Raw genomic sequence first — 12,456 nt, forward strand, 5'->3', positions numbered from 1 at the left:
TGGGGTTTGTTGGCAAGTAAAGGTCGGGTCAACCCTTCAGAAGTCCCAACAGTCGCTCCAGGAACGGGATTTGAGATGCCATCAGCTTGTTTCTGGCCACCGGGGGAGCGAACCAGGCCACCTGGTCCAGTTCGGGGAACTCCTCCTCGCGGCCCGAGTGCGGCGGCCACTCCATCGTGAAGGTCCCGGGCACCATCAGCGCGGGGTCGAGGTCCGCCTCCACCGCCCAGATGGTCACCAGCTTGCCGCTCGTCAGCCGTACGTCGCCCAGCGGCAGGTACTCGCCCTCCGGCGGCGGCAGCCCGATCTCCTCGGTGAACTCCCGGCGGGCCGCGTCACGCGGGGTCTCGTCCGGCCCGTACTCGCCCTTCGGGATGGCCCAGTCCCCGGCGTCCCGCCCCGACCACAGCGGACCGCCCATGTGTCCCAGCAGCACCTCGATCGCGGGGCCGGGATCCCCGGCGGCTCCGTCGGCCCCGGCGGTGGTCCGCCGGAAGAGGAGCAGGCCGGCGCTGCGTTTGTGGCGTTTCGGTCCCGTCATGGACCCATGTATGCCCCGCCCCGGTCGCGCTCAATGATCGGGGCGGGGCGGGCGTCAGTGCGGGTGGGGTCCCTGCCGGTGCACCGGGCCGTGGGCGTCGGCGCAGTGCCCGTCGCCCGCCTGGTCCTCGCCCGCCCGGCCCACCGACAGCAGCGCGTCCTGGACGTGGTCCACCTGGAGGGTGGTGTGGGTGATCCCGTACTCCTTCTCCAGCAGCGCCTCCAGGTCCCGGCGCACCGCGTGGCAGTCGCCCGCCGGCTCCACCAGCACGTGCGCGGACAGCGCCGCCTGCCCCGAGGTGATCGTCCAGATGTGCAGGTCGTGGACCTCCGTCACCGGCGGCTGTCCGGCGAGTCGGTCGCCGACCGCGTCCGGGTCCAGATGGGCCGGCGCCGCCTCCAGGAAGATCCGCCCGGACTCGCGGACGAGCCCGTAGCCCGCCTTGACCATCAGTACGACCACCACGAGCGAGGCGATGGAGTCGGCCTGCCGGAAACCGGTGGTCAGCACGATCAGGCCGGCCACCGCCGTCCCGATGAAGGCGAACAGGTCGTTCAGGATGTGCTGGTAGGCGCCCTCCACGGCCAGCGAGGACCGGTTCGCCCGGGAGATGCACCAGGCCGCCGCCACGTTGACGACGATGCCCGCCAACGCCGTCACCAGCACCAGCCCGCCCTCCACCGGCGGCGGATCGAACAGACGTCGTACCGCCTCGTACGCCAACCACACCGCCAGCAGCAGCAGCGTCAATCCGTTGGCCTGCGCCGAAAGTATCTCGGCGCGCTTGAGGCCGAACGTGTAACCGCCGCGGGCCGGACGGGCCGCCAGCCGCATCGCGATCAGCGCCAGCACGATCGAGACGGCGTCCGTCAGCATGTGCGCGGCGTCGGAGATCAGCGCCAGCGAATGCGCCATGACGCCGATGACCACCTCGATCGCCATGAACCCGCAGATCAGGGCCAGGGCGATGGCCAACCAGCGGCGGTCGGCGTCCGGGTCGACCCCGTGGGAGTGACCGCCGGGGCCGTGCGCGTGGGCGCCCTGACCGTGCTCGGCGTGCTCACGCCCGGCGGGGCCCCGGCCCTCCCGGCCGCCTCGCCCCGGGTGTCCGTGCTCGTGCGCGTGCTCGTGCGCGCTCATCGCTTCCCCCGTCTTTGTTCGCCGTTTGTTCGGTTCCGACGCGTGAAGTGAAGCGCACCGCGACGAGATCGGCAAAGGCTGCAACGGGGACCGTTGTCATTACCTTTAACACGCCCCTGACCTGCTGTTATGCCGGCAGCGCAGGATCATGGGAAAATCTGTCCATGGTCCAGCGCCCCGGTGTGCCGACCCCACCCGAACTCGTCCTGGAAACCGCCCGCGGCTCCACCGAGATGAGCCCGGAGCGGACCTACCACGTCGGCCGCGACCCCCTGTGCGAGATCTGTCTCGACGACGCCCGCGTCTCCTGGCACCACGCGGTACTGCGCCCCGACGGCGACCACTGGACCGTCGAGGACGAGGGCAGCACCAACGGCACCTGGGCCGACGGCCACCGCGTCCACGCCTGGAACATCGGCCCCGGCAGCGAACTGCGCTTCGGCAGCCCCCAGGACGGCCCGCGCGTCATCCTCGTCGGGCGCACGCCCCCCGCGCCCACCCCCGTCGACGCCCCCGCCCAGCCCTCGGGCGTCTTCGCCCCCGCCCTGACCGGCACCTTCCGCCGCCCCACCAGCGTCCGGCCGGTGCCCGCGCGGACCGCCGTGACGATCGGCCGGGACCCCGCCAACGACCTCGTCCTCGACGACCTCGTCGTCTCCCGCCGGCACGCCGAACTGCGCGCCCTCGCCGACGGCGGCTACGAGATCGCCGACCTCGGCAGCCACAACGGCACCTACCTCAACGGAGCACCCGTCGAACGGGCGCCCGTCACCGACGGCGACATCGTCGGCATCGGACACTCCGCGTTCTGCCTCGTCGGCGACCGGCTCGAGGAGTACGTCGACACCGGCGAGATCTCCCTCGACGTCCAGGACCTCGCCGTCACCGTCGACCACGGCCGCAAGACCCTCCTCGACCACGTCTCCTTCCCCGTCGGCGCGAAGTGCCTGCTCGCCGTCATCGGCCCCAGCGGCGCCGGCAAATCCACCCTGCTCGGCGCCCTCACCGGCCTGCGCCCCGCCGACCACGGCAGCGTTCTCTACGACGGCCGCGACCTCTACCGCGACTACGCCGAGCTGCGCAGCCGCATCGGCCTCGTCCCCCAGGACGACATCCTGCACGCCCAACTCACCGTCCGGCGCGCCCTCACCTACGCCGCCGAACTCCGCTTCCCCCAGGACACCGCCAAGGCCGAACGGCAGGCCCGGGTGGACGAGGTGATCGGCGAACTCGGCCTCGTACAGCGCGCCGACCAGCCCATCCACAGCCTCTCCGGCGGCCAGCGCAAACGCGTCTCCGTCGCCCTCGAACTGCTGACGAAACCCTCCCTGCTCTTCCTCGACGAGCCCACCTCCGGCCTCGACCCCGGCATGGACCGCTCCGTCATGCACATGCTGCGCGGCCTCGCCGACGACGGCCGAACCGTCATCGTCGTCACCCACAGCGTGCTCAGCCTCGACGTCTGCGACCGGCTGCTGGTCCTGGCGCCGGGCGGCCGGACCGCCTACTACGGTCCGCCCGGGCGGACCCTGGACTTCTTCGGCTTCACCCAATGGCCCGAGGCCTTCGAAGCCTTCGAGAACGAGCGGGACCGCGACTGGGCCGGCCAGTACGCGGCCTCGCCCGAGCACCGCAGGTACGTCACCGGGACCGTCCGTCCCCCGCTGCCCGGTGGAACCCGGCCCGCCACCGCCGTCGCGCCGCGGCCCACCCCACAGAGCCGGCGCTCCCAGCTCTCCACGCTGATCCGGCGCTACGCCGCCGCCCTCGGCGCCGACCGCACCTTCCTCGCCATCATGATCGCGCTGCCGTTCGTGATGGGCGCCATGGCCCGCGCCCTCGCCGGCTCCACGCTGACCAGGGACTCGGCGATCAACGCCCTGCTGATCCTGTGCGTCGGCGGCGTCCTGACGGGCGCCGCCAACGCGGTCCGGGAACTCGTCAAGGAACGGGTGATCTACCAGAGGGAACGCGCGGTCGGGCTCTCCAGATCGGCCTACCTGATGTCCAAGGTCGTGGTGCTCGGCGCCATCACCGTCGCGCAGGCCGTGGTCCTCACCTTCGTCGGCCTCTTCGGCGTGAACCTCGGCGCACCCGGCGGCCGAGGGGTGTTCCTGCCGCCGCTCCTGGAGATCACCGTGGCCGTCGCCCTGCTGTCGTTCACCGCGATGATGCTCGGGCTGCTCGTCTCCGCCCTCGTGAAGAAGGAGGAGGTCACCATGCCCCTGCTGGTCCTCCTCGCCATCGTGCAGGTGGTCTTCTGCGGGGCGCTCCTGCAACTCGACGGGGTCCCCGTCATCGAACAGCTCGCCTGGCTCGTCCCCTCGCGCTGGGCGCTCGGCGCGATGGCCGCCACCCTCGACCTCGCCCGGATCGTGCCCGGCCCGCTCACCGACGACCCCCTGTTCGCCCACTCCGCCGGGGTGTGGCTGCTCGACATCGGCATGCTGGTCGCACTGTCCGTGCTGTTCGGGGTCCTGGTCTCCCGGCTGCTGCGGCGGCACGAGCCCGCGATCATGCGGAAGTAGGCGCCGGTGAACAGCGCACCGGGCACGCCCGGCGCCGGATTCCGGCCCACGCACGTCGTCCCGGGCGACGGACTGCCCGCCTGGGAGGCCCCCGACCCGAACCGGCCCACCGCGGCCCTCGACGCCTTCCTCCCCGTGCAACTGCTGTCCCGACAGGGCGCGTGGGGGGAGGTCCTGTGCTCCAACGGATGGTCCGCCTGGGTCGACGGACGGCTCCTGGTGGCGGTCCCGCAGCCGCCCCCGACGGTGGGCCGGCCCCTCGAACGGACCGAGGACCCCGGGCCGCTGCTCGCCCGTACCGCCGAGGCGCTGGAGCGCGTCCGCCGGGCCGGCGCCGACCTCGCGGCGGGCCGCCTCGACGGTGACGGCGTCCGCCGCGCCACGCTCGGGCTGCGGGCCGGCGTCGTCCTCGACGGGGACCGGCTGTGGATCTACGACGAGTCGGCGGGACGGTGGATGTACGCGGACGGGAGCCGCCTGACGACGTACGCGGTCGACGCGGAACCGGCGGCTCCGCCCGCGCCGGAGCCGCCGTCGCCCGGACCCGACCCCGGGGCAGGGGCCGACGTACGCGAAGTGCCGCACGCCCCGACCCGCGTCACCGGGACGCCCGACGGGGGCGGGTCGTGACGGGCGCCGCCGACGCGGCGCGCGGCCGGCCCTCCGGGCTGCCGGGGCGCCGGATCGCCGGGTACCTCGTCGAGGACGAGATCGGCCGGGGCGGCATGGCCGTCGTCTACCGGGCGAGGGACCTGCGCCTGGACCGGACGGTCGCGCTGAAGGTGCTGGCCCCGGAGCTGGCCCGCAACGACGCCTTCCGCGGGCGCTTCGCCCACGAGTCGAAGGTCGCGGCGGCCATCGACCACCCGCACATCGTGCCGGTGTTCGAGGCGGGCGAGGCGGAGGGGCTCCTGTACATCGCGATGCGGTACGTCGCCGGACAGGACCTGCGCGCCCTCCTCGACCGGACGGGCCCGCTGCCCATGCCGACGGTGGCGCGGATCGCGGGCCAGGTCGCGTCCGCGCTCGACGCGGCGCACGCCCACGACCTGGTCCACCGGGACGTGAAACCCGGCAACATCCTCGTCGCGGAGGGCACGGACGGCGACCACCCCGAGCACGTCTACCTCACCGACTTCGGACTGACGAAGAAGTCGCTGTCGCTCACCGGGTTCACGACGGTCGGACAGTTCGTCGGGACCCTCGACTACGTGGCCCCGGAGCAGATCTCCGGCAAGCCGGTGGACGGCCGTTGTGACGTCTACGGGCTGGGCTGCGTGGTCCACGAGATGCTGACGGGCGGGCCGCCCTTCCGCCGCGACGACGACCTCGCCCTGCTGTGGGCCCACCAGTACGACCCGCCGCCGCCCCCCTCGGAGGAGCGCCCGGAGCTGCCCCCGGAGGTCGACGCCGTGCTGGCGAAGGCGCTCGCGAAGTCGCCCGAGGACCGCTGGGACGGCTGCCTGGACTTCATCGCGGCCCTGCGCGCCGCAGGAGCCCGTACGGCGGGCGGGCGGGGGCCGGGGCCCGCCCGGGATCCCGCCGGGGAAGCCGCCCGGGACGCCCCCGCGCCGCCGTCCTGGGCGCTACCGGTGTTCGGGCCGGAGCCGCGGGGCCGGCGGGCCGGGCCCTCATGATCGGGCGGGTGCCCCGGCCGGGACCCGGCGGCGCAGGGGGCGGGCCGGCAGGGCGCCGAGGAAACCGGCCACCGCACCCCACAGGAGGGCCAGACCGACGGTGCGCAGCAGCATCGGCGTGAACTCGACGGTGCCGCCCAGGCCGTCGCCCGCGCCGATGCCCAGCAGGGACAACCCGAACTGCGCCTGGACGCGGGCCAGCAGGCACACGGTCAGGGTGCCCAGGGCCAGCGCCACGGCCAGGTGGAGGGCGTGCTGCCGCGGGCGCACGTGGACGGGGGAGCGTACGGCGGCCAGCACGCCCGCGCCGAGCAACAGGACGACCGCCACCGGCACCAGCCACCAGGCCCGGGCGTCCCGCTCGGCGAGGGAGGCCACGTCCACCGTGGACAGCTCCGGCCCGCGCAGGGCCTCGTCCAGCAGCCGCGGCATCGGCAGCCCGAAGGGTCCCTCGGCCCGGCCCCGCCAGGCCCCGCCGAAGCCGAGGGTGAGCGCGGGCCAGACGAGGTTCGGCAGCCCCAGCAGGAGCACGGCCAGGGTCCGGTCGGCGTGCCCCTGGGTGAGGGCGACCACCACGCCGACACCGAGGCCGAGGACCACGTACGCGAGGAGCAGCAGGGTCGTGGCGAAGGCGGCCGGACGCACGGCCGCGTGGAAACGGACCAGCCCGGCCGGCAGCGGTGCGCGCCGGGAGATCAGCAGGGAGATCAGCAACAGGCCGAGGATCCAAAGGAGTCCGAAGAAGAGGGTCGCGGGCAGGTCGGCGCGGAAACCCACCGTCGGGGCGGAGTCGAGGAGTTCGCCGATGTCACCGAGCGGCGAGTCGCCCGTGCTCAGGCCGAAGTCCTGGCGGGCGAGGAGGGCGACGCCGAGCAGCGCGAGCAGCCACAGGACCGTCAGACGGGCCGCACGGAGCAGGAGTTCGGCCGGTCCGGCGACCGCCCGGTTGTGCAGGGGGCGCAGGAAGAGGGCGCCCGTGGTGAGCGCGCCCGCGAGGGCGACCGACAGGGGGAGCACGGACAGGCTCGCGTCCGCCTCGGCCAGGAACCCGGCCCCGCCGGACACCTCCACCGCGCCACCGGCCGCCATCACCACCACCGCGGCCACCACCCGGGGGAACGCCCCCTCCGGCAGACCGCCCGCGCCCGCGCAGGCGAGTCCGACCGCGGCCACCGCGGCCATCACCACGAAGCCCACCACGACGGCGAAGAGGGCGTCCCGCCAGACCCTCGGAGAGGTACGGATCACCCTGCAACGGTAGGCACTCCCGGCTTGCGGCCACCACCCGAACGACGCAGACAATGGTGGGCAGAAGCGCGAAAAGTCCGGATACCTCCCCGCTCGTCGGCGGCACGTTCGCTTGGGAAGAGAGCCTGTGACCACGCAACCCTCCGGCGAACGTCCGCCGCAGCCGAACCAGCCGCCGTCCGGGGCACCTCCGTCGTCGGGGGGTCCTTCCCCGGGGGGCCCGGGAGCCCCGTCGGGACCGCCCTCCGGGCCGCTCTCGGGCGGCGGGCAGGGGGCGCCGCCCCCGCAGGGCCCGCCCGCGCCGCCCGGCGGCGGCCCTTCCGGGAGGCCCTGGTGGCGCTCCCGGCGCGGGGCGGCAGCGGCGATCGTCGCGCTGGCCGCCGTCGCGGCCCTGGTCGTGGTGCTGACCCGGCCCGGCGGCGGGGGTACGCCCACCCCCGACCGGGCGGGCGCCGAGGTGTTCCTCCAGCCGGCCGCCGCGACCGGACCCGACCCGTTCACCGAGTCGACGGCCGCCGCTGAGGCCGTCGCGCCGCCCGCGAGCCGGCCGCCGGGACCGTCCACGTCACCCACACGGAGTACTGGCGCTCCCGTCGGCATCCGCAGTGTCACCGGGTCCACCCCGGGCCTGTACGGCGGCACGAAGAACGTGGCCAGCTGCGACGTCGAGAAGCAGATCGCGGTGCTGTCGGCGGAGCCCGCCAAGAACGCCGCCTTCGCCTCCGCGCTCGGCCTCCGACCGGCCGCCGTACCGGCCTACCTGCGCTCCCTGACCCCCGTACGGCTCGCCCTGGACACCCGCGTCACCAACCACGGCTTCCGCGACGGCAGGGCCAACCCCTACCAGGCGGTGCTCCAGGCCGGGACGGCCGTCCTCGTGGACGACCGGGGCGTGCCCCGGGTGCGCTGCGCGTGCGGGAACCCGCTCGGGGCGGCCGTCGCGCTGACGGCGGACGCGAAGCGGCAGGGGCGGCCGTGGAACTCCTACCAGCCGCAGAACGTGGTGGTGATCGCCCCGTCGGCGACCATCGTCAACAAGATCGTCATCTACGACCACCAGGACCGCCGCTGGTTCGAGCGCGAGCGGGGCGCCGACCCGCGGCCCGACAGGCCCGTCCCGCCGCCGGTCATCCCCACCCCGAAGTACACGACGCCGCCGGTGAGTCCGCCCGTGAGCCCGCCGGTGAGTCCGCCGGTGACGCCGCCCGCGTCGGACGGTTCGCCGCCCGTGACGTCCCCGCCCGTCACCGATTCGGACAGCCCGCCCGTCACCGATTCCGACAGCCCGGACGGGTCGCCGTCGGACGGCCCGGACGGTTCGCCCTCCGACAGCCCCGGGGACACGCCCTCCGACGAGTCCTCCGCCTCGCCCGAGGACTCCCCGGCCGATTCGCCCGACGGATCGTCCCCGAACACCTCCGACGGCCCCTCGACGCAGTCACGGGCACCCGGGCTCAGGGACGACTCCGGCACCCCGACGGGGACGCCGGAGTCGGGGCCGGCGGACCGGCCGAAGCAGGAACGGGCCGGTACCCCGACGGTCACCGGTACCGCGACGGTCACCGGTACCCCGACCGGCACCGGTACCGCGACCGTCCCGCCCTCCCGGGACTGACCCGCTCGGCGGCGCCCGGGGCGGTGGGCTCGCGCAGGTTCCCGGGTTCGTGCGGGTCGGCGGCTCGTGCACCTCGTAAGGCTCGTGCACGGGCGGGGGCCGGGGACGGATCGGGCCGGTCAGCCGAGGGAGGCGCCGAAGGTGCCCGCCATGGCCTCGTCCTTCGCGACGGTGAGCTTCCCCCGGTGGCTGACCTCGACCTGGTAGAAGCGCGCGCCCTTCGGCACGTCGGCGACGGATACCGGGAAGGCGCAGGTCAGCCCCGTCCGGGTGCCGTCGCCCAGCGAGCCGGTGGCCACCACCTTGCCGGCGTCGTCGTACACGGTCACCGAGGTTCCGGTCCGGATGTCCTTGTAGCCGCCCTTGCCTGCGCACCCGTTGTCGGTGAGGGAGAGGAAGCCGTCGCTGTCGCTCAGGGCCATCGTCCCGGTCAGGGTGAACGTCTGCGCCGAACCGTCGCCGCCCCACGGCAGCGACCAGACGAACACCGCCCCGGCGAGGAAGCCGAGCAGACCCGTCCCGACGGGCAGGAGCCACCGCCGGGACGCCTTCGCCGGACCGGACCCGGCCGGGAAAACGATCGGCGCCGCGATCGGCGGGGCGGGCGGTACCGGGGGGACGGGCGGTCCCGGCTGCGCCGGTACCGTCGGGGCGGCCGGGGCTGCGACCGTGGTGACCGCCGGGGATTCGTCGAGCCCTGCGGGGCCGCTCGGGACGGTGTTCCCGGTCGGATCCGGGGGCGAGGCGTCGGTGTCCGTCAAGGCGGTGCTGCTCCTTCTGCCGGGCGCACCGGCTCCGCAGCCGGCACAGGAGCGGCAGTGTGCCGGAAAGGCGACACCCCGGTCCACCGGCGTCCGTCCCTCGATCGGGGCGCCGGCGCGCCCTGCGCATGCCGGGGACGGGGTAACAGTGAGACCCTTGCTGCATGGACCAACGGGGACGAAACCCCGAGGTCGACTGGCCCGCGCGGCCTGATCTGAGCCTCGCGCTCAACCGCATGGGTACCTTCGACTGGGATCTCGACAGCGGGCGCATGCACTTGGACGCCACCGCGCTCGATGTGCTCGACCTGCGCCCGGAGGAGTTCGACGGAACTCCGGCCGGGCTGCGCGCCCGCGTCGCCCCGGGCGAGGAGGAGCGGTACGACAGGCGCGTCGTGCAGGCCCTCCAGGACGGCCGCAGTCACTACGGGGTCTACTTCCGCAGCCCCCGCGCGGGCGGCGACACCGCCTGGATCCACCTCCAGGGCCACATCCTGAGGGACCCGGACGACCGCCCGTACCGGATCATCGGCATCCTCCGCGACGCCGCCCGCGACCCCGGTGAGCCCGGCGCCACCGGCGAGCGGGACGAGGGGCGGCGCCGGATGACCGGCGTCGTCGAACGGACCACCGCGATCCTCGCCCACGCCCGCACCGTCAACGACGTGACCGACGTCCTCAAGGACCGCGAGGCCCTCGGCCACCTCGGCGCCGTCAGCGTCATGCTCGGGGTCGTCGACGGCGGCCGGATCCATCTGGTCGCCGAAGGACAGCTGGGCACCTACGTCCCGGAGATCGAGTACACGCGCATCGACGCCCGGTTCCCGATGAGCGAGGCCGTACGGACCCTGCAGCCCGTCTACATCTCCTCCCGGGAGGAGTTCCAGCGGCGCTACCCGCAACTGTGGCCGTACATCGAACCGCTCTCCGTGCGCAGCGGCGTCTACCTGCCGCTGATCGCCCAGGGGCGGCCCGTCGGCGCGCTCGGGCTGCTCTACACGCGGGACGGGGACTTCACCGCCGAGGAACGCAACCTCCTCGTCGCCCTCGCCAGCGGCATCGCGCAGAGCCTCCAGCGGGCGATGCTGTTCGAGCAGGAACACGACCTCGCCGAGGGACTCCAACGGGCCATGCTGCCACGTCGCATCCCGGAGGTGCCGGGCGCGCGGATCGCCGTGCGCTACCGGGCCGCCCGGATGGGCCGGGACATCGGCGGGGACTGGTACGACGTCATCCCGCTCGGCGCGGGCCGCGTCGGCGTGATGATCGGCGACGTCGAGGGCCACGACACGGACGCGGCCGCCGTCATGGGCCAACTGCGCATCGTGCTCCGGGCGTACGTGCTGGAGGGGCACACGCCCGGCACGGCGATGGCCCGCGCCTCCGCCTTCCTGCGCGAACTGGCCACCGACCGCTTCGCCACCTGCACCTACGCCGAGGTCGACCTCAACACCGGCATGCTGCGCATGGTCCGGGCCGGTCACCTCGACCCCGTCGTGCGGCGCGGCGACGGCAGCTGCCACCGCATCCAGGTCGCGGGCGGCCTCCCGCTGGGCCTGCCCCCGCGCGACCGGCAGGGCACCGGGTCCGGTTACCCCGTCACGTCCCTCGAACTGCACCCCGGGGACACCCTGCTGCTCTGCACCGACGGCCTGATCGAGCGGCCCGGCGGCGACCCCGAGGCCGGCATGCGGGAGCTCATGGACACCGCCGGCGCGGGCCCCGCCGACGTCGAGGAACTCGCCGACGTGTTGTGCGACCTCGTCGGGGACGCGGGCGGCGGGGACGACATGGCGCTGCTCCTGCTGCGCCGGCGGGGCGCCGCCGTCCCGCGCGGCGGAGGCCCGCTGCACCAGCGGCTGACGCCCGGCGATCCCGAGGGGCCGGCGATGGCCCGCCACCTGATCCGGGCCGCGGTCGCCGCGTGGGGCGCCCGGGAGAGGGCCGACGAGATCGAGCTGGCGGCGGACGAGCTGATGACCAACGCCCTGGTCCACACCGACGGCGGTGGGCACGTCGTCATGTGGCTGACCGCGGGGGGCCGCATCCGCATCGAGGTTGAGGACACGAGCAGTGCCCTGCCGAGGCGCCGGGAGGCGGGGGACTGGGCGGTGTCGGGCCGCGGCCTGATGCTGGTGGACCGGCTCGCGGACGAGTGGGGCGTGGAGCCGCGCGGCAGCGGCAAGAGCGTGTGGTGCGAGTTCGACGTCCCGACGCCGGGCCCGGCGCCGGTGCCGGTGCCGACGGAGCCGGGGGTGGGGTCGGGTGCGGGTCCCGTGCCGGGTGCGGGTGCGGGTGCGGGGCGGGGCCCCGGGACGGGGCCGGCGGGGACGGGGCTGGCGCGACCCGAACCGGAACCCCCGTCCGAGCCGGCCAGCACGCCGCAGGTGGCGTGGGACGACTGAACCCCCTTCCGCCCGGGGGCTGTTCACCCTGGTGTGCGCCGAGGTCCGCTCCACCCCGCCGCGCGGGGCAACCGTCCGCAGCCGCGGCGAAGTTCGTGCGCGAGCCACGGCCAAGGGCCTTCGGCAGCCGCGTCGTGCGACCGTCGACCCGCCGTCGGAGCGGGCGGGTGGCCCGCGGCGACATCGCCGGGTGGCCTCGGTAGCCCAAGGGGGGCGCAGGCTGTGCCCCCGGCGACGATCGCGGGTGCGGTGCGTCCTCGGCGTGCCCGTCCCGCGTCGGCCGGTCGGCGTGTGGGGGAGCGCCCGTCCGCCGGGCGGGCGGGGCGCGTCGTACGGGGCCGGCCGGGCCGGGCCGGAGGTCGGGGGCGTGGGTCTCGCGGCGCGGCACGGGCGGCGCGGCAAGGGCGGCGCGCGGCAAGGGCGGCGCGGCATGGGCCGCCTGGCACGGGCGACGCGGCACGGGCGGTGTGTGCGTTGCGTCCTGACGGGCAGTCCGCTCGACGCGTTTCCCAGCGTGGTGGTGACCTTCGGCGGGGGACGGAGGCGAGCGTCAAGAGGGGCGCACGGAGTCGGGACGCCCC

Annotated in this window: 9 protein-coding genes; 5 read left to right on the plus strand and 4 right to left on the minus strand. The window is 74.7% G+C overall.

Translation table 11 applies throughout. The features are described 5' to 3' along the window. Positions 1–28 precede the first annotated feature (28 nt). Complete coding sequence (locus tag ACFY0I_RS08880; RefSeq protein WP_388892211.1) at positions 29–541, minus strand: NUDIX domain-containing protein; 513 nt, start codon at positions 539–541, stop codon at positions 29–31. Positions 542–595: 54 nt separating this feature from the next. Next, positions 596–1,681 (minus strand): cation diffusion facilitator family transporter, encoded by a 1,086-nt coding sequence (locus ACFY0I_RS08885; RefSeq protein ID WP_388892214.1) that lies wholly within the window; start codon positions 1,679–1,681, stop codon positions 596–598. 164 nt (positions 1,682–1,845) lie between these two features. On the opposite strand from ACFY0I_RS08885, the gene ACFY0I_RS08890 reads away from it, so the two are divergent. The 3 genes from ACFY0I_RS08890 to ACFY0I_RS08900 are packed head-to-tail and all read left to right on the plus strand — an operon-like array spanning position 1,846 to position 5,846. Beyond that, positions 1,846–4,209 carry an FHA domain-containing protein gene (locus tag ACFY0I_RS08890; protein ID WP_388892217.1) on the plus strand — a complete coding sequence of 788 codons (2,364 nt, stop codon included), beginning with the start codon at positions 1,846–1,848 and terminating at the stop codon, positions 4,207–4,209. A gap of 6 nt (positions 4,210–4,215) precedes the next feature. Next, positions 4,216–4,839 (plus strand): hypothetical protein, encoded by a 624-nt coding sequence (locus tag ACFY0I_RS08895; RefSeq protein ID WP_388892220.1) that lies wholly within the window; start codon positions 4,216–4,218, stop codon positions 4,837–4,839. Beyond that, entirely contained in the window at positions 4,836–5,846 is a 1,011-nt protein-coding gene (locus ACFY0I_RS08900; protein WP_388892223.1) for a protein kinase, read from the plus strand. The genes ACFY0I_RS08895 and ACFY0I_RS08900 overlap by 4 nt, the downstream gene beginning before the upstream one ends. Here the strand turns inward: ACFY0I_RS08900 and ACFY0I_RS08905 are convergent. After that, entirely contained in the window at positions 5,841–7,094 is a 1,254-nt protein-coding gene (locus ACFY0I_RS08905) for a streptophobe family protein (protein WP_388892226.1), read from the minus strand. The two genes, ACFY0I_RS08900 and ACFY0I_RS08905, sit on opposite strands and share 6 nt — an antisense overlap. Before the next feature lie 127 nt (positions 7,095–7,221). Here ACFY0I_RS08905 and ACFY0I_RS08910 point away from each other — a divergent pair, with 127 nt between their 5' ends. Then, positions 7,222–8,709, plus strand: a complete 1,488-nt coding sequence (locus tag ACFY0I_RS08910) for a DUF6777 domain-containing protein (RefSeq protein WP_388892229.1) — start codon at positions 7,222–7,224, stop codon at positions 8,707–8,709. A gap of 119 nt (positions 8,710–8,828) precedes the next feature. Here the strand turns inward: ACFY0I_RS08910 and ACFY0I_RS08915 are convergent, their stop codons facing one another. Further along, positions 8,829–9,470 (minus strand): hypothetical protein, encoded by a 642-nt coding sequence (locus ACFY0I_RS08915; RefSeq protein ID WP_388892232.1) that lies wholly within the window; start codon positions 9,468–9,470, stop codon positions 8,829–8,831. 164 nt (positions 9,471–9,634) lie between these two features. Here ACFY0I_RS08915 and ACFY0I_RS08920 point away from each other — a divergent pair, with 164 nt between their 5' ends. Further along, positions 9,635–11,875 carry a SpoIIE family protein phosphatase gene (locus ACFY0I_RS08920; RefSeq protein WP_388892235.1) on the plus strand — a complete coding sequence of 747 codons (2,241 nt, stop codon included), beginning with the start codon at positions 9,635–9,637 and terminating at the stop codon, positions 11,873–11,875. Positions 11,876–12,456: the final 581 nt, after the last annotated feature.

It is taken from the genome of Streptomyces sp. NPDC001568, from assembly GCF_042893755.1.
Lineage (GTDB): Bacteria > Actinomycetota > Actinomycetes > Streptomycetales > Streptomycetaceae > Streptomyces.